Source organism: Desulfovibrio sp. SGI.169 (assembly GCF_050313595.1).
Taxonomy (GTDB): domain Bacteria; phylum Desulfobacterota; class Desulfovibrionia; order Desulfovibrionales; family Desulfovibrionaceae; genus Desulfovibrio.
Map to the genome: position 1 here is coordinate 62,358 of NZ_JBNPLS010000008.1, position 17,271 is coordinate 79,628.

Annotated in this window: 19 protein-coding genes and 1 tRNA gene; 8 read left to right on the forward strand and 12 right to left on the reverse strand. The window is 62.2% G+C overall.

Annotated elements, in window-relative coordinates:
• Positions 1-184 precede the first annotated feature (184 nt).
• The 7 genes from ACQRA4_RS06030 to ACQRA4_RS06060 all read left to right on the forward strand — a co-directional run bounded on the left by ACQRA4_RS06030 (position 185) and on the right by ACQRA4_RS06060 (position 7,180).
• The gene (locus tag ACQRA4_RS06030) at positions 185-934 is read left to right on the forward strand and encodes a PTS system mannose/fructose/sorbose family transporter subunit IID (protein ID WP_427822192.1); all 750 of its coding nucleotides are present in this window, start codon (positions 185-187) and stop codon (positions 932-934) included.
• A 72-nt stretch (positions 935-1,006) separates the two neighbouring features.
• Positions 1,007-1,297, forward strand: coding sequence for an HPr family phosphocarrier protein (locus ACQRA4_RS06035; RefSeq protein WP_427822193.1), 291 nt, complete (start codon positions 1,007-1,009; stop codon positions 1,295-1,297).
• Position 1,298: 1 nt separating this feature from the next.
• Positions 1,299-3,068, forward strand: coding sequence for a phosphoenolpyruvate--protein phosphotransferase (gene ptsP / locus ACQRA4_RS06040; protein ID WP_427822194.1), 1,770 nt, complete (start codon positions 1,299-1,301; stop codon positions 3,066-3,068).
• Positions 3,065-3,520: an SsrA-binding protein SmpB gene (smpB, locus tag ACQRA4_RS06045; RefSeq protein ID WP_427822195.1), complete on the forward strand. Its 456-nt coding sequence runs from the start codon at positions 3,065-3,067 to the stop codon at positions 3,518-3,520. The genes ptsP and smpB overlap by 4 nt, the downstream gene beginning before the upstream one ends.
• A 156-nt stretch (positions 3,521-3,676) precedes the next feature.
• Positions 3,677-6,235, forward strand: coding sequence for a ComEC/Rec2 family competence protein (locus tag ACQRA4_RS06050; RefSeq protein WP_427822196.1), 2,559 nt, complete (start codon positions 3,677-3,679; stop codon positions 6,233-6,235).
• Positions 6,236-6,322: 87 nt separating this feature from the next.
• Entirely contained in the window at positions 6,323-6,742 is a 420-nt protein-coding gene (locus ACQRA4_RS06055) for a MarR family winged helix-turn-helix transcriptional regulator (protein WP_427822197.1), read from the forward strand.
• A gap of 54 nt (positions 6,743-6,796) precedes the next feature.
• Positions 6,797-7,180, forward strand: coding sequence for a cupin domain-containing protein (locus ACQRA4_RS06060; protein WP_427822198.1), 384 nt, complete (start codon positions 6,797-6,799; stop codon positions 7,178-7,180).
• A gap of 371 nt (positions 7,181-7,551) precedes the next feature.
• Here the strand turns inward: ACQRA4_RS06060 and ACQRA4_RS06065 are convergent, their stop codons facing one another.
• The 10 genes from ACQRA4_RS06065 to ACQRA4_RS06110 form a co-directional block, all read right to left on the reverse strand.
• The gene (locus ACQRA4_RS06065; protein WP_427822199.1) at positions 7,552-9,240 is read right to left on the reverse strand and encodes an ATP-binding protein; all 1,689 of its coding nucleotides are present in this window, start codon (positions 9,238-9,240) and stop codon (positions 7,552-7,554) included.
• Positions 9,237-10,007 carry a response regulator transcription factor gene (locus tag ACQRA4_RS06070; protein WP_427822229.1) on the reverse strand — a complete coding sequence of 257 codons (771 nt, stop codon included), beginning with the start codon at positions 10,005-10,007 and terminating at the stop codon, positions 9,237-9,239. The genes ACQRA4_RS06065 and ACQRA4_RS06070 overlap by 4 nt, the downstream gene beginning before the upstream one ends.
• A 5-nt stretch (positions 10,008-10,012) precedes the next feature.
• Entirely contained in the window at positions 10,013-10,675 is a 663-nt protein-coding gene (gene phoU / locus ACQRA4_RS06075; RefSeq protein ID WP_427822200.1) for a phosphate signaling complex protein PhoU, read from the reverse strand.
• Positions 10,676-11,431, reverse strand: a complete 756-nt coding sequence (gene pstB, locus ACQRA4_RS06080; RefSeq protein WP_427822201.1) for a phosphate ABC transporter ATP-binding protein PstB — start codon at positions 11,429-11,431, stop codon at positions 10,676-10,678.
• Positions 11,428-12,315 carry a phosphate ABC transporter permease PstA gene (pstA, locus tag ACQRA4_RS06085; protein ID WP_427822202.1) on the reverse strand — a complete coding sequence of 296 codons (888 nt, stop codon included), beginning with the start codon at positions 12,313-12,315 and terminating at the stop codon, positions 11,428-11,430. Before pstA ends, pstB begins: the two co-directional genes overlap by 4 nt.
• A gap of 13 nt (positions 12,316-12,328) precedes the next feature.
• On the reverse strand, positions 12,329-13,189 hold the full coding sequence (gene pstC / locus ACQRA4_RS06090) for a phosphate ABC transporter permease subunit PstC (RefSeq protein WP_427822203.1): 861 nt from the start codon (positions 13,187-13,189) through the stop codon (positions 12,329-12,331).
• 192 nt (positions 13,190-13,381) lie between these two features.
• Positions 13,382-14,239: a substrate-binding domain-containing protein gene (locus tag ACQRA4_RS06095; RefSeq protein ID WP_427822204.1), complete on the reverse strand. Its 858-nt coding sequence runs from the start codon at positions 14,237-14,239 to the stop codon at positions 13,382-13,384.
• Positions 14,239-14,493, reverse strand: coding sequence for a hypothetical protein (locus ACQRA4_RS06100; protein WP_427822205.1), 255 nt, complete (start codon positions 14,491-14,493; stop codon positions 14,239-14,241). Before ACQRA4_RS06100 ends, ACQRA4_RS06095 begins: the two co-directional genes overlap by 1 nt.
• On the reverse strand, positions 14,486-14,893 hold the full coding sequence (locus tag ACQRA4_RS06105) for a hypothetical protein (protein WP_427822206.1): 408 nt from the start codon (positions 14,891-14,893) through the stop codon (positions 14,486-14,488). Before ACQRA4_RS06105 ends, ACQRA4_RS06100 begins: the two co-directional genes overlap by 8 nt.
• A 73-nt stretch (positions 14,894-14,966) precedes the next feature.
• The gene (locus ACQRA4_RS06110; protein WP_427822207.1) at positions 14,967-15,188 is read right to left on the reverse strand and encodes a helix-turn-helix domain-containing protein; all 222 of its coding nucleotides are present in this window, start codon (positions 15,186-15,188) and stop codon (positions 14,967-14,969) included.
• A gap of 252 nt (positions 15,189-15,440) precedes the next feature.
• Here ACQRA4_RS06110 and ACQRA4_RS06115 point away from each other — a divergent pair, with 252 nt between their 5' ends.
• Complete coding sequence (locus ACQRA4_RS06115; RefSeq protein ID WP_427822208.1) at positions 15,441-15,605, forward strand: hypothetical protein; 165 nt, start codon at positions 15,441-15,443, stop codon at positions 15,603-15,605.
• Positions 15,606-16,084: 479 nt separating this feature from the next.
• On the opposite strand, the gene ACQRA4_RS06120 is transcribed toward ACQRA4_RS06115, so the two are convergent.
• Both ACQRA4_RS06120 and ACQRA4_RS06125 read right to left on the reverse strand, forming a co-directional pair.
• Entirely contained in the window at positions 16,085-16,930 is an 846-nt protein-coding gene (locus tag ACQRA4_RS06120; protein ID WP_427822209.1) for a tyrosine-type recombinase/integrase, read from the reverse strand.
• A 173-nt stretch (positions 16,931-17,103) separates the two neighbouring features.
• A tRNA-Leu gene (locus ACQRA4_RS06125) sits at positions 17,104-17,188 on the reverse strand.
• Between the last annotated feature and the right edge of the window lie 83 nt (positions 17,189-17,271).

Sequence of the window (17,271 nt, forward strand, 5' to 3'; positions counted from 1 at the left end):
TCCGCCCAGTGTTCGCTTGCCAGCGCAGACGCTATAAAGCCGGAAGGCTTCTGCCGCAGCCTGGCCGGGGTATTCGACAAAAAACACATTTTCTGGCGAATCATCTTCATAATGCGGCCCTTGACCGAATTATGAAATGGGTTCCAGACACCAAAGAAGGTTCTGACAACAGCGAAAGGTTGCCATGCTTCCCCGTCGCGTCGCCCTCAACTGCCTTGCGCGCACCTGCTGCGTCAACGCGGCCGTCACCGCCAGAGGCATGCAGCAAATCGGACTCGCCTTCGTGCTGACTCCGGCCTTTCGCTGTCTCTATCCCCAAAAAGAAGACAGGGCCCGCGCCTTCGCCCGCTACGGCGGGCACAGCAATACCCATGTATTCATGGTTCCGCTCTATGTGGGCATTGTGCTTTCTCTCGAAATGCAAATCGCCAGAGGCATCCTGCCGGAAGCCTCGGCAGGCGCGTTGCGCGAAACGCTGGCCACCACGCTTTCCGCCCTGGGCGACTCCTTTTTCAGCGGCGCGCTGCTGCCGCTATGGGCCCTGGTCAGCGTTTTTCTGCTGCTGGCCGGGCAAACCCGCCTTACGGCTGTTCTGACCGCCGTCTTTCTGGCGCTGCTTCTGCTTTTTCGCATCCTGACCTTTTTCGCCGGGCTGCGCCACGGCATGTCAGTGCTGCTGCGCCTCAAGCGCCTGAACCTCATCAACTGGGTGGATCGGCTCAAGATTGTCAACGCGGTCATGGCGGCTCTGGTGGTCTGGCAACTGCCGTTCAGGCATCTGAAACCCTTTCCCTGGCTGCTCTGCGGGCTGGCGACGGCCTCTGTGCTGGGCGCGGCCTGGCTTGTGGGGCGAATGCACCTGCCGCGCATTCTGCTCTGGGCGCTCGTGCTGGGTCTGCTCATTCTCATGGACGCGGGGCTCATCGGCATGTAAGATGCCCCCAGCGGCGCGAAGCGGCAGCCGCCCTTTCGCCGGAGCGAGGGAAGCTCAAGGATACACGGATACATGGAAGAACACATCGAAGAAACCGCGCGCGGGCTGGCCCTGCGGCTCACGCTCAACCTGCGGGGCGGCCTGCACGCGCGGCCGGCGGCCCGGCTGGCGCAGGAGGCGCAGCGCTACGCCGCCGACATTCAGCTCATCGGTGAAACGGGCGAGGTTGACGCCAAAAGCATGCTGGACATCCTCTCCCTGGCTCCGCCCTCCAATGCGGAACTGACCCTTCTCGCCAAGGGCGACGACGCCCGCGAGGCCCTTTGCGGTCTGGCCCGCTTTTTAACCACCCTGCAGGAATGACATGGCCCGCGCGGTTCTGTTCGGCACGCCGGTTTCGCCCGGCATATGCATCGGTTCCATCCGCTTCATGCACGACACGCGCATGAGCGAGGAACGCCGCATCGGCCCTGACGAGGTCGAAGCGGAGCGGGCCGCCCTGCGCGCCGCGGCGGCCAGCGTGCGCGCGGCCCTGGAAAAAACCATGCGCAACGTGCCGGAAGACCTGGCCGAATACCGTGACGTCATCGCGGCCCAGATGGAGCTGGCCCGCGACCCCAAACTGCTGGACGCCGCCCTGGCGCGCATCGAGCACAAAAAAATCTGCGCCTCCTGGGCCCTGAGCCATACCGTGGAAGAACTCTGCGCCCTGTTCCGGGGCATGGACGACCCCTATTTGCGCGACCGCGCCCAGGACATCCGCGCTGTGGGTCTGCGCCTGCGCGAATGCCTGGCCGGCGCGCGGCATGACAATGCCGCCGCCGGTCCCAGCGTGCTGGCGGCCGAGGATCTTTCGCCCGCCGATGTCATGGAGCTCAACCTGGACGGCGTACTGGGCATCCTGACCGCCGAGGGCGGCCCCACTTCGCACACCGCCATACTGTCGCGCGGCCTGCACATTCCGGCTCTGGTGGGGGTGACCGGCCTGCTGAACACGGCCCGCGGGGATGAGCGCATCATTGTGGATGGCCTGGGCGGCTGCGTGCTCTTCGGCCCGGACGAGAGCGATCTGGCCCGTTACACGGCCCGGCGGGATGAATACGCCGCATGGGAAAACCATACCCGGCGCACGGCGCACTGGCCCGCAGAGATGTGCGACGGAGTGCGCGTGGCCGTACAGGCCAATCTGGAAAGCCTGGAAGAGCTGGACGCCCTGCCCGGCTGCGGGGCCGACGGCGTGGGCCTGTACCGCACGGAGTTTGCCTATCTCAAAGGCGATCTGCCCACGGAGGAAGACCTGTTCAGGGAATACGCCGCCGTGGCGGCCAAAGCCGGGCCGGGCCGGGTGGTCTTGCGCACGCTGGACGCGGGCGCGGACAAGATGCTGCGCGCCCAGGCCGCGCTCAAGGAGCCCAATCCGGCTCTGGGCCTGAGGGGCATCCGCTTCAGCCTGCGCCATCAGGGCATTTTCCGCACCCAGTTGCGGGCTTTGCTGCGGGCCGGGGCGGCGGGCAATCTGGCCCTGCTGCTGCCCATGATTTCCGGCCTGGCCGAAGTGCAGAGCGTGCGCCGCATTTTGCAGGAGCTGCGCCAGGAGTTGCAGGCCCAGAACCTGCCCCACGCGCCTGACCTGCCCCTAGGCGTCATGGTGGAAACCCCGGCCGCCGTGATGGTTTGCGACGCCCTGGCCCGCGAGTGCGACTTTTTCAGCATCGGCACCAATGACCTGATCCATTACCTGATGGCCATTGACCGCAACAACCGCCATGTGGGATATCTGCATGAGCCGCTGCATCCGGCGGTGGTGCGTTCGCTCAAGCGGGTCATTGACGCGGCCCATCGCGAGGGCATCGGGGTTTCGGTCTGCGGCGAACTGGCCTCCGACCCCTGCGGTCTAGCCCTGCTGCTGGGCATGGGGGTGGACGCCGTGTCCGCCGCGCCGCGTTTTGTGCCGGGCATGAAACATATGATCCGCCAGCTTGATGCCGAAACATGCATGGACCTGGCCCGCAGCGTTCTGATGAGCACCGACGTCACGGCCTCCCAGCGCATGGCGCGTGAAAAGCTCCACCAGTCCCTGGGCGCGGAGCTGGCCTTCCACACCACAAGTTTTTCGAGCCACAGTCAGCCATGAGCCAGAAAACACCGCCTTCCACCATTGCCGTCAACAAAAAGGCCCGCCATCTTTACGAACTTTCCGAATTTCTGGAAGCCGGCATCTCCCTGACCGGCCCGGAAGTCAAAAGCATACGCGCCGGCAAGGTAAATTTCATCGACAGCTATGTGGAGTTCAAACGCGGCGAAGCCTGGCTGCTCTCGCTGCATGTGGCCCCCTACGCCAACGCGGGCTACGCCCCGCAGGAGCCGGACCGGCCGCGCCGCCTGCTGCTGCGCACCCGTGAAATTGCCAAACTGGCCGGGCTGGTGGCGCAGAAGGGGCTCACCGTGGTTCCGGTGCGCGTTTACCTCAAGCGGGGCAAGGTCAAGCTGGAGATAGCCCTGGGCCGCGGCAAAAAGCTGCACGACCACCGCGACACGCTCAAGCGGCGGGCGGAAGAGCGCGATCTGGCCCGCGAACTGGCATAGCCCCCGCATGCGGCCTCTTTTGCCGCTGGCCGCGTTTCGCCGCGTTTTTGTTTTCCATGCGGTCGCCGTGAACCGGCGAACAAGATTTCCTGACGGGCGAGGCCAGCCGCCTCATTTCCCCCGTTCAAGGCCAGCCTCGCAAAAAGCAAGAAAACCATGCGTCGTCCGACCCCGCAAGCGCCCCTGCTCTGGCAAGCCTATCTCGGCTTCTGGATTGCGGGCGTGGCGGCCTCGGTCTGGCTCTGGCCCGCGCTCTGCTGCGCGTTGCTGCTGACCCTGGCGGACAGACGCCTCTGGCGTCTCCCCCGTCTTGCCGCGGCCGGAGCGCTGCTTCTCTCCGGTCTGGGCGTAGCCCTGTGGCAGCTCGCGCCGCCAGGGCCCGCACAGAGCCCCCTGACCGCCTGGACAAACGCGGACGCGGCCATGCCCCCGCCACGCATCTGCGGCCTGGTGCGCGATGTGCAGGGCCTGCCGGATCAACGCCTGCGCTTGCTGCTGGCTGACGTGCGCCCGCAGGGAGGCGGGGCGGCGCAAACCCTGCCGGGCCTGACGGCCTGGACCTGGGAAGAGCCGCTCTTCCGCCCCCTGGCCGGGCAGACGCTTTGTTTGAGCCGTCGCCCGCGCGCGGTGCGCGGTTTTTCCAACACGGGTCTGGCCGACTGGGAAATATGGTGGGCCGCGCGGGGCGTGCGCTGGCGTCTCTGGAGCCAGGGCGGGCGCGGCGAGCCTGAAGTTTTCGGCCAGGGCGCGCCACTTGCGCGCTGGCGCGAAGCGCTGCGCGCGGCTTTTCTGACCGCGCTGCTTCCCGACGGGCAGGCGGCGGATTCTGCCGCCGCCTTGTCGGCCCTGCCCCAGAGCAAGGCCATGCTTCCGGCTCTGCTGTTCGGGGATCGGCATTACCTCAACCAGCACACGCTGGACAATTTTGCCGCCGCCACGCTGGCGCACAGTCTCGCGCTCTCAGGCCAGCATCTGGCCGTGGCCGGTCTGCTGGGTCTGCTCTGCGTGCTGGCGGCGGCCCGCCTGCGCCCGAGCCTCTATCTTGCCCGACCGCGCGCGATTCTGGCCCTGGCGGCGGCCTGTCCGCCCGCCCTGGTCTACCTCTGGCTGGGCAACGCCCCGGCCTCCCTGTTGCGGGCCGTGTGCATGCTTTTTGTTCTGGCCTTCTGGCTGGCGCGGAGCCGGGCCCGCACCACGCTGGACGTTCTCTGCGCGGCGCTGCTCTGCATCTGCGTGGCCGCGCCCCTGAGCGTGCTGGACACGGGCCTGCAACTTTCCGCTCTTTGCGTGGCTGTCATAGGGCTTGCCCTGCCCTGGCTGCGTCGGGTAGCGCCGCCGCGCGCCGCCCGGAACTCCCGGCGGGAGCTCCTGCTCCGGCTTGTCCGCTGGCCGTTGCGCATTCTGCTGGTCTCGCTGCTGATTCAGACGGCCCTGCTGCCGCTGAACCTGTTGCTTTTCGGCAACGCGGGCTTCTGGTTTCCGCTCAATATGCTCTGGCTGCCCATGGCCGAGCTGATAGTGCTGCCCGGCGCGGCGCTGGGCCTGCTGCTGGCCGGCGCCGGGCTGGACGCGGCCGCGCGGCTGGCGCTGGACGCGGCGGCCCTGCCCTGCCGCTGGCTGCTGGATGGCCTGGAATTTCTGAACGCTCAGGGGCTGTTGCACAATCCCGTGATGCTGCGGCCGCACTGGACGTCTCTGCCCGCTTTCGCCGCCCTGGCTGCTGGTCTGGCCTGTCTGACGCGCGAGAATGCGCAATACGCGCGGGGTAGGGGGCCGGCCGGAGACAGCGGAACGCAAACAGGCCGCCGCTTTCTTCTGGCCGGGCTGGCCCTGCTCTGCGTGGGCCCGCTGTTGCGCCTGGAGCAGCGCGCTTCACACGAAATACGGCTGGATGCGCTGGATGTGGGCCAGGGACAGGCGCTGCTCCTGCGCGCTCCCGGTCATCTGCGTCTGCTTCTGGACGGCGGGGGCAGCGTCTCGTCGCGTTTCGACCCCGGCAAGGCGCTGACGGGGCCGGCGCTGACCTACAACGATGCCCCCCGGCTGACCGCCGTGCTCAACAGCCATCCTGATATGGATCACCTGGGCGGCCTGTTTCATCTGCTGGACGGCTTTCAGACGCGCGCCCTGTTTCATAACGGGCGCGAGGCCGTCGGACATCGCGGGGAGCAGTGGCGGGAAGTTCTGCGCGCGGCAGACAGCGTTGTTCTGGCCGAGGGCGACACGCTGGTCGTGGGCGATCCGGCTTCGGGTCTGATGCTGGAAGTGCTGCACCCGCCGCGCGACGCCGCGCCGGAGGCCGCCTGGACAGGCAACGACGCCTCGCTGATTCTGCGGCTGACCCGCCACGGGCAGGGGCTGGCGCTGTTCACCGGCGATGCCGAACGCCGCAGCCTGCGCCGTTTGCTGGCTTCGGGCCATGACCTGCGCGCGCGGGTTCTGGTGGCGCCGCACCACGGTTCGGATCGCAGTTTTCTGCCCGCCTTTTACAAAGCCGTGCAACCAGAGCTGGTGCTGGTTTCCTGCGGCTTTCAAAACCGCTACAACTATCCGGGAAAACGCCTGCGGGCCTGGCTGGGCAAAAACGGCATCCCGCTGCTGCATACGGGCGAATCCGGCCAGATCAGTGTGGTCTGGCCCGCGGACGGGCCATTGCGCGTGCGGACAAGGCGGGCCGCGCCTTCCCCGGCGAAAGCCCGCGCCGCGGGCCGCTGACGCCGGGCCGGTTCCGCCGCGCTGTTCCGGCACGGATCGGAATATTTTTGCCTTGACATTGTTTCGATATCGAACTAGTTTCCCCTCATGACGTACAGCGCCGTTTTCTCCAACGCCGCCCGCCTGCGCGAGATGGGCAACGCCTTTATTCTGGCGGAGCTGAAAAAGGCCGGCCTGCGCGGTCTGGCGCCGAGCCACGGCGATGTGCTGGCCCGCCTGCTGGCATGTGAGGCCTGCCATATGAGCGAGCTGGCCAGACAGGTGCGGCGCAGCAGGTCCACCCTGACGGCGCTGGTGGAAAAGCTGGAAAAATACGGCTATGTGCGGCGTTCTGCCGACCCGGAGGATTCGCGGGGGGTTCTGGTGGCCCTGACCGCAAAGGGGCGCTCCCTGCGCGCTGTCTTTGAAGCGGTTTCCCGGGGACTGGAGCGCGTGGTCGCGCAAAAGCTCAGCCCTGAGGAAGCGCAAACCCTGGATCGGCTGCTGGCCAAATGCGTGGAGGCATGAAGGGAATTTTTTTGGACGAATAGTTTGATATCAAATTAAAAAGGAGCAAACGACATGGCCCAATACAAATTGGCGCATATCAATCTGAACGATGGCCGCAGCGAGCTGCATGACCTGCTTGAGCTGACGGGAGCCGAAGTGTCCTGCAATACCCTGCCCGCCGGCGTGAGTGTGCCTTTTGTGCATGCGCATACCCATAATGAGGAAATATATCTTGTGCTCAGCGGACAAGGCCTTCTCTTTATTGACGGGGAAGAACTGCCCCTTGCGCAGGGCGACTGCTTTCGCATAGACCCGCGGGGGCAACGCTGTCTGCGGGCGGCGGACGACAGCGAACTGCGCTTCATCTGCATCCAGGCGCGTGCGAAAAGCCTTGAAGGCTTTACCATGAGCGATGGGGTCGTGTCGCAGGGCGACCGGAAACCAAGCTGGCTCTGAGCCCTTCCCCTTGCCATGCCGCCGTGAGGCGTTGTTCTTACATGCGGCATGGCAAGGCTTTTCCAGAGACGCGCCATCTCCGGCCCGCGCCGCGGGGCATTCAGGCGCGCCATGCCGTCAGCCGGCGTCAAAGCGGCGGCTTTCACCCGCCGCCGATGATCTCCAGGGCGCGCGGGCGGGCCAGGGCGCTAAATACCGCCATTCGGCAGTGCGGCCTCATAGTCCAATCCCCGCCTTTTGTTTTACCGCGCCTCCCGCCCAATGCCGCATGCAGGGCCCGCTTGCGATTCAGGCAAGTTCCCTGGACTGCGTCAGTGAAGCAATACAGTTGTAGCTGATTGCGAATCTGAGACGCCCTGTGGCAAAACCACTCAATCGCATATTGGCGCAGGAAAGGTCACCCGCACCGTCGTGCCCTTTCCTTCCCCGCCTTCCAGCCCGATGCGGGCGTGATGCAGTTCCGCGATATGGCGCACGATGGAAAGCCCCAGTCCGGTGCCTTCCGCCTCGTGCGAACGGCTTTTGTCCACCCGGAAAAATCGTTCAAAGACACGCTCGCGCAATTCAGCAGGGATACCCACCCCTGTGTCGGCGACTTCCAGCACAACCGTGCCGTTTCCTTCGCCGGACGCATACACCCGTACGTCCACCCGGCCGCCTTCATAGTTGTACTTGACGGCGTTTTCACACAGATTGAACACCATTTCGTCCAGCATGGGGCGCAGACCAAGCACCCGCGCGGAGTCCCCCCCGGCCTGGAGCGTAATATTCCGGGTGCGCGCCATTGTCTCCAGACGAGCAAGGCAGAAACGGGAAAGCTCCAGCAGATCGACCTCCTCGCGTTCGCTGAGGGCGGCCTCCATGGGCAGAACCTCATCCAGGCGGGAGAGTCGGATGAGGTCGTTCACCAGCCGGATCAGCCTGCGCGCTTCGTCATACACCGATGACGCGAAACGGGGCACGTCTTCTGCCTTGACCATGCCGTTTTTCATGAGTTCCGCAATACCCGAAATAGTCGTCAGCGGCGTTTTCAGTTCATGCGAAACATTGGCGCTGAATTCGCGACGCAGGGCATCGCGCTCCTCCTTTTCCGTCACATCCATGCACAGCAGCACACAACCGCCGTTCCTGCCCGCCTCGTCCCGCGCGGCGTTGACGAAAATCTGCACCCAGCGCCCCCGCTCGCGCAGCAGCGTCTGCCCCGCCCCTTCCTTACGCGCGTCTTCCACCGCCTGGCGCAGCCTTTCATCCCGGTTCAGGGCCAGCAGCGCTCCCCCGACGGGGAGCTCGGTCATCCCCAGCAGGCGCGGGGCCTCCGCGTTGCATGACAACACCCTGCCCTTCACATCCAGCAGGATCAGGCCTTCGGCCATATTCGCCGCCACGGCCTCGAATTCCCGCTGTCTGCGCCCCAGTTCGCGCATTTGCGCTTCAAGCTGCCTTTTCTGCGCGGCAAGGCGCTGCAGCAACGGGGTCAATTCCTCATAGCTTTCGGCGAGCTCGGGGTGACCGAGATCGAGCTCGTTCACCGGGCGCACCACCCGGCGGGCAATGCGTCCGGCCAACCACGCCGCGAGAAGCATGGAAACTCCCAACGCCAGAATAACAGCCGGAAACATACGCCGCAGCACGCGCAACAGAGAATCCTGCGTGCCGGAAAGGCGCAGCACGCTTCCATCACTCAGGCGAAAAGCCCGATAGATACTCTGTTCGTTCAGTGTGCTGGAATAGCGGACGCTGCTCCCTGTTCCTTTTTCCAGAGCTTCGCGAATTTCCTTACGATCGGCATGATTCGGCAGGTCCTGCGCGCCATCGCTGTCGTACAGCACCGTCCCGTCCCGAGCCACCCAGCTGACCCTGCTGAGACCAGGGGAAACATGCCGGAAATAATCCAGCCCTTCCCGCTCGATCCCCTGCCTCAGGTAATGGGCTTCGGCTTCAAGCCGCTCCATGAACACGGTCAGCATGCGCTCGTGCGCGCCGCGCATGATCAGCCCCGCGCAACACAGCAGGATGGCGAAAGAAACCAGCATAATGGCCCAGAAAATACGTCTCTTCATGCTTCCGGTTCCGTCGATTCGCCGCCGGGCATCTCCCTGTTCGTCCCGGCTTGTTTCGAATCCTGTCCCGCGCAGGCGTATTTTCTCTGCCGCGAAGCATCAGGAGGCCATGCGGCGGCAAGGCGGTATCCCACGCCGCGCACCGTTTCAACGCAGGCGGCAGCATCTCCGAGTTTCTGCCGCAACGTACGCACATGCACATCCACTGTGCGTGTCTCGCCTGCATAGTCATAGCCCCAGACACGCTCCAGCAACTGCTCCCTGCCGAATGCCGTCCGGGGGTGATCCATGAAGAGCTTGAGCAGTTCGTATTCCTTGCGGGCAAGCGCCACGGGAAGCCCGTTGACCCGCACCTCATGCCGCTCCCTGTCCAGCCTCAGCGGCCCCATCCGGCTCAGAAGCGGAGCGATGTCGCCACTTCGGCGCAAACGGGCGCGGATGCGGGCCAGCAACTCCATGATGCCAAAGGGCTTGGCCACATAATCGTCGGCTCCGGCATCAAGGCCGCGCACCTTGTCGAATTCGTCGCCCAACGCGGTCAGCATGATCACTGGAATAGCCCGCGTGGCGTCGCGGGCGCGTAAACGGCGAAGGACGGTGACGCCATCCTCTTCGGGCAGCATGATATCCAGCAGCACGAGTTCGGGAAGTTTCTTCTCCACCGCCTTGCGGAATTCGGAGGGAAGCTCGAAGCCTCTGGCTTCCAGCCCCACGCTATTCAGCGAATAGACCACCAGATCCCTGATGTTGCGATCATCTTCCAGCACATAGATCAATGTTGTTCTCCGGCATGTCGCCCGGTGAGAGAAAATTCCACCCACTCCGCGATGTTCACGGCATGGTCGCCGATACGCTCAAGGTATTTCGCGATCATCAGAAGATCAATGCAAACCTCCCCCTGTCCGGGGCCGGAACCAATCAGGGAGGAAAGCTCGCGCTTGACCTTTTCAAACAATCCATCCACCACTGAATCCTCCGCCATGACGGAGCGGGCCAGGGCCAGATCCTTGCGGACAAAGGAGTCAATGCTGCGCGTCACCATGCCGGAGGTGGCCGTGGCCATGTCCCCGATATGCAGAAGCGTGGCGCCCTCGCCGCAGGCAAGGCATTCGTTCATTTCAACGGAAATTTCCGCAATGTCGCGGGATTGATCCCCGATGCGCTCCATGTCGGAAATCATCTTGAGCGCGGCGGAAATGGCGCGCAAATCTCCGGCTACGGGCTGCTGCTGGAGCAACAGGCGCAGGCAGAGGTTTTCAATGATCCGTTCCTTGCGGTCGATGCTTTCCTCCGTGGATTCGACTTCCCGTTTCAAACCTGTTTCATCCTCAAGCAGCATACGCGTCGCCAGAGCGATGGATTTTTCGCACAACGCGCCCATGGCGACGAGTTCCGCGTTCAGTTCTTCAAGCTGTTCCTCAAAGTGGCGGCGCATCTAGCCGAACCTCCCGGTAATATAGTCTTCGGTGCGTTTGTCGCGGGGCATGGAGAACAGTTCCTCGGTGGGTGCGGCCTCCACGACCTCTCCCAGCAGGAAAAACGCCGTAATGTTGGAAACGCGCACGGCCTGCTGCATGTTGTGCGTGACAATGACAATGGCATAGCGATTCTTCAGTTCGCCCACCAGGTCTTCAATGCGTGAGGTGGAAATGGGGTCAAGCGCGCTGGTTGGTTCGTCCATGAGCAGCACTTCCGGCCCAACAGCCAGCGCACGCGCGATGCACAGGCGTTGCTGCTGGCCGCCGGAAAGCCCCAGCGCACTCTTTTTCAGCCTGTCCTTGACCTCATCCCACAACGCCGCGTCCTTTAATGATTCCTCAACGACTTCATCCAGTTTCACGCGGGATTTCACGCCGTGGGCACGCGGCCCGTAGGCGACATTATCATAAATGCTCATGGGAAATGGATTGGGCTTCTGGAACACCATGCCGACGCGGCGGCGCAGTATGTTGGGATCCATGTCCCGCACATCCGGATGCCCTTCCCCGTCCAGTCGGATGCTGCCCTCGATGCGACAGCCCTCCACCAGATCGTTCATGCGGTTCAGACATTTGAGCAGGGTCGACTTGCCACAACCGGAGGGGCCGATGAACGCGGTCACCGCGCCGGATGGAATATCCAGCGAAATATCCTTGAGCGCCTTGAATTGCCTGTACCACAAATTCAGATTCCGTATCTCGAACGTATTCATGAACGCTCCCGAACGAGCAGCGCGGCGACGGCGCTCGACGCGAAGTTGATGAGCAGCACCACAATCAGCAGCACCAGCGCCGTGGCATGAGCCTCATTGACGTACAGACCTTCGGAGAGCAGCGCGTACATATGCACCGACAGGGTGCGCCCCGAAGAAAGAAGGCTCTCCGGCATGGCGGCCACGGTTCCGGCGGTATACAGCAATGCCGCGCTTTCTCCCACGATACGCCCGATGGAAAGAATGACGCCCGAGAGTATTCCCGGCACGGCGGCGGGCAGCACAACCCGAAAAATGGTGCGCAACCGTCCGGCCCCCAAGGCGAAACTTCCTTCACGCCAGTTGTCCGGCACGGATTTGAGCGACTCCTCCGTGGTGCGCATGATCAGCGGCAACACCATGACCGCCAAGGTCAGCGCGCCGCCAAGAATGGAAAAGCCCATGCCGCAGGCCACAACAAACAGAAGAAAGCCGAACAGACCGTATACAATGGAGGGAATGCCCGCCAGACTTTCCGTGGTCAGCCGCACCAGAGAAACAAGAGGGTTCCCCCGCCGCGCGTATTCCACCAGGTAAATCGCCGCTCCCATGCCCGCCGGCGCGGCGAAGAGCAGCGCCAGCACGACCATAAGCACCGTGATGACGATGGCGGGCAGCATGGACACATTTTCTGTGGAATATTCCCACTCGAACAGCTGGGGAGAAAGGCGGGGAAGCCCCTTGATCACGATGTAGCCCACCAGCCAGACGAACACCCCGGTCACGAGCAGGGCGGCCGCCCATACCAGCGCCCGCAACGCGACGGATACAGGATCGAACCCGCCGCGCAGAGCGGAAGCCTGTTCTGAAACGGCGCTTGCGTCGCATGCTTGCGTCTGAATCATATATATACATACCTCACGCGCCCAGTTTCCGCAGCATGCCGCGCTTCACCACGGAAAAGGCCAGGTTGATGATCAGGATGAAAACGAACAGCACCACGGCCGTGGCAATGAGCGCCTCGCGATGCAGGTCGGTCGCGTAGCCCATTTCCAGCACGATATTGGTGGTCAAGGTGCGCACGCCGCTTATGAGACCGGAGGGAAGCGCGGCCTGGTTGCCGGCCACCATGATCACCGCCATGGTTTCTCCCAGCGCGCGGCCCATGCCCAGAATGATTCCAGCCAGTATGCCCGATGCGGCCCCGGGCATCATGACGAAAAATACACTGCGCTCATGGCTCGCGCCCAACGCCAGAGAAGCTTCATGCCATGCGTCGGGCGCCACCCTCAGGGCGGCTTCGGCCACTCCGGCTATGGTGGGTATGATCATGATCGCGAGAATGATCGAGGCCGTCAGGATGCCCTTGCCGCTGCCGCCGAAATGCTGCATGAGGGGAACCAGTGCCACCAGACCGAAAAATCCGTAGACAATGGAGGGAATTCCCGCCATGAGGTTTACCGCCTGCTTGAGAGGCGAGCGCAACATGCGGGGGCAGAAATATACAAGAAACACGGCGGAGAGCACGCCCAACGGCACAGCCAGGATCAGAGCGCCCGCCGTGACGCAGAAGCTGCCAACAATCATGGGAAAAATACCGAACAGTTCGCTGAGCGGTTTCCAGCGCATGCCAAACAGAAAGTCGGGCAAGCCTATCTTGAGCAATGCGGGAGCTCCCCCAGCGAACATGAAAATACAGATGAGGGACACTGCGGCGATGGATGCGCATGCCGCCAGCACGAACATTACATGCAGCACCGATTCCGACATATTTTTCATCAATATTCCTTTTAAATATTTTCAATCAGAAAAGCTCTACGGTTGAACGCTCCCCCTTCAGGGGAAAAAGAGGAATTGACCAAGCGACGGAGCTGATGAAATCCCCTTCCGTCCCCTCCGGGCGGTGAAGCGGGGAGCCGAAATGGCGAGGTGCAGAGACCCCGCCGTTTTCCAGCATGCGGTACGAAATGTCTACTTGCCGGTCAGGGCGGACCAGTCGGTCACAACGCCGGTGAACACGTTCTTGACCTGTTCGCTGGTCAGGCCGTCCACCGGGTTGGTCTTGTTCACGATGATCGCGATGCCGTCCATGGCCATAACCACGGGCTTGAGACCGGCCTTGAGTTCGCTGTCCTTGAGTTCACGCGAGGCCATGCCGATGTCGCAGATGCCGTCACGCGCGGCGTTCATGCCGGTGGTGGAGTCGCTCAACTGGATTTCGATGATGGCGTTGGGGTTGACCTTGAGATAGGCTTCCTTCAGCTTTTCCATGGATGGCGTCACGGAAGAGGAACCGGCTGCCACAATCTTGCCCGCGGGCCTGGAACCGGCATAGGGCTTGGGTTGGCCGACGCCGATGTAACCGGCTTTTTCCACCACGGCCTGCCCTTCTTTGCTTAGAATGAAACCGAGAAAATCCTGCGCCGTGTTTCCGGCCCTGGCGCTGAGCACGAGGTTGAAGGGGCGGCAAATCTTGTAGCCGCCGTTCTTGATGGCGTCCGCTGAAGGTTTCGTGCCGTCGATGGCCAGCGCCTTGACGGAATCGTTCAGAGAGCCAAGGGAAATATAGCCTATGGCGTTCTTGTTGCCCGCCACGGAGGCCATCATGACAGAGGTGGAGTTGGTGATTTCCGCGCTGTCTGTGGTCAGGTCAACTTTCTTGCCGTTAACCTTCCCCTCCATCTTGAACAGTTCAATAAACGCGCCGCGTGTGCCGGAACCGTCCTCGCGGGAAAGCACGGTGATATCGGCGGCCTTTGCGAACCCGCCGCTTAACGCCATAACCCCTAAAACCAGGGAAGCCAGCAGGTATTTTCCCAATCTGTTCATCACAATCTCCTTCTTTCATGTTTGGTTGCAACCAATGTTGTGATCCATCCCTTCAAGACGTGAGAATGATATAAGGCACACAGATAAAATTTGGGGGCAGGGTTTTGTAAAGTTTGTGTAAAATTTCGTTCCTCCTGATTCTTGCTGAATACGCGAACGTATCTAGGCACCGGCATGGTGACGTGATAGCCGTCATAGGCCAGATAGTTCACGGCAGGGCGGGTCTGAGCCGCGCGACGAGTGGCGTTATTCATTGCCCGCCTCCACGCCTTCGCCGTCGTCCATGCCTTCCGGAAGCTCAACTTCCCCATTGGCAGCGAGGACAAGGAGCTGGGCTATGAGCATGCTTTGCCGGGTAATGGCGGCCACGCCGTTTTGCACGGACTGGCTCATGCTGTCCATAGTGTACGCCCATGCCCGCACATTGGATGCCGCAGGGATTTCCTTCCGAAGCGGCTTCACCGCACATTTCAACTCGTGGACGGCATTCCGGAGATTTTCTGCGGCCTTATCCACGGCGGTGCGGCGCGCGTACAGCGGCGGCAGACATTGCAAGCGCCCGAGGCTGACCGTTTCCGGCAGGGGAGCGGGGGCGGGGTCAATGCGTTCCGTGAGTTCGTCAAGCTGGTTTTGCAGGTTGGTCAGCAGGGCCACAAGGGCGGCCCTGTCGGTTGGGTTGGGGTTAGGCCGGGCAGGGGAGTTGCCTTCCCTTGCCCGGCTGCTTGGGTTATTCGTCCGTTGCCTCTGCCTCTGCCTTGACATTTCCGCTGGCAAGCCACGCCTTCACGGCGTCCGGGTCAATGCGCCAGCCCACGCCGACCTTGCGGGCCGGGAAATCTCCGCGCAATATCATGTCTTGCACGGTGCGAGGGTTAACGCGGAGGGCGGTAGCGGCTTCTTCTAGCGTCATACCAATGGGGGGCCACTCGATTTTTTCAGCCAATTTCATCACCTCCTTGATTGACAAGAAAACATAAAAACTGCATATAGTTAAGCTATAACATGTCTATTAAATGACTAAATATTACATAAAACTCCTTATGGGACATTCGCTCCGAAAAATCTACCGCTATTTCAATGAGATGCGGCATGCTGAAAAACGACTGAGCGAATTAGGCAAACATTATTGAAAACCTATTCCGCCCGGCAAGAGGTGAGCCCCGGCATGGACAGCGGGCCGCTTAGTGGGTATGTGTAGGCCATGAAAGGACACACCGCCCGGCAACTTGCCATCAATACGCTCTCGAATCTCTCCGTCATCGGGTTCGGTCTTGGTCTTTTTGAGGGCCGCGCCATGCCCTTCATTCTGGCGGCGCTAGCCTATGGAATAGCTTTCATCCTTGCAAAGGAGGCGGATAATGATTGAAGCCATCGCCATTATTTTTATCGTTCTGGTCGGCCTCTCCGGGTATTATGCCACCCGCAGACGCAAGCAGAGCTAACCACCTCTCCCCTCGCAACCAATGGCCGCTCTCTCCGGACGGCCTTTTTTTTGCCCTGCGGGGGTACTGCCCGGAATTCGGGTGGCTGAATTTATTGACTTTTTGCGGTGAGCGATTTGCTAGATTGGGTGATTTTATTGACCTTTTTGCAACCCTTAAAAAAGCAACCCTCGCGCGCGCGTACTGTTCGCAAGGCTTCCGCAAAGCCTTTCAGGAAGCCTTGGACAACTTCCAATCCCCTCGCGCGCGTACTGGTCCCCGCCCTTTTTTGGGGTTGCACCCTGCGACCACCCCCGCGCCTCCCCTCAATTTGCCCCGGGAATGCCCTCCCAAGCCACGAAAATGAAAAGGCCGGGAAACAAGGCCCGGCCAAGGTGGAAAACGCGCCTGAACGTGGCGGTGGTCACGCCAGAGACGCCAGAAATCCCGGCAGGGGAAGGGAGGCTTCCCGCATGGCGGCGGCAAGTGCCACCTTTTCTTCCCATGCGGAGGCCCGCAGTTCCCCGGAACGGACAAAAACATACGGCAGAATGCGCAGGGCGTGGCAAATAGTCGGCTCGCCCTGGTAAGCGTCAATATCCCGCAGCAGGCGGCCAATGGCGGCAGGGTCGGTGATTGCGGCATAGTGGCGCGTCTGGACGGGCGCAAGGGCTTCCGTCAGCCCCGCCGCCGCATCATGCTTCACAATGCCGGAAATGCGGGCGTAGCGCGTCACCTGCCCGCAAAGTTGCGCGAGCCTGTGCGCCGTCTCAATCGCGCCCCGCGCTTCGGCTTTCTGGATGGCCGCAAGGAAATCCGCCGCTTCAAGGTCGGCAAGGTGCACGTTGCCCAGATAGGGGAAAAGCTGGTTTTCCAGCCGCAGGAGGATCTTTTTCTGATGGCCCGGCGTCCATGCGGCCCGCTTCTTTTCGTACCACTCCCGCGCCACCGCCTCGAACGTCTGCCCCTTGACAATTTCCACGGCCGCGGCTTCGGCCTTGGCGGCCTTGCGTTCCTCTCCGGGGTCAAGGCCACGCCGCAGCATGTCCTTAATCTCTGCTGCCCGGTTCCGCGCCTCTTTTAATCCCGCGGCAGGATAGACGCCGAGGGAAAGGCGTTTTTCCTTGCCCCCGAAACGATACTTGATACGCCACCACTTGCCCCCGCTGGGGGCAACTTCAACGTACAGACCTTCACCATCCGCCAGCTTGTAGCGTTTTTCCCTGGGCTTGGCCGCGCGGATGGCGGTATCCGTCAACTTGAAGGGCATGGGGGCAACTCCGGCAGGGGGCAACTTGTACAGTCACGACTTGCCCCCACTGTTGCCCCCCTTTCTCGCGGCCGTCAACGGACTTTAGCGAACACAGACGGACGCTAAAAACAGATAAAGCCCGCTTGGCTCAAGGCTTTGCGGGCTTTTTCGAACGTGTGTGAAATCTTTGTTGGTGCCGAGGGCGGGACTCGAACCCGCACAGCAATTGCCACTACCCCCTCAAGATAGCGTGTCTACCAGTTCCACCACCTCGGCACGGGTTCCTGATTTATACGAAGGGGGCCTTCTTGGCAAGCATTTTTTACGGGCCGTCCGTTTCCGGTCGAGGGCTTGCGCTC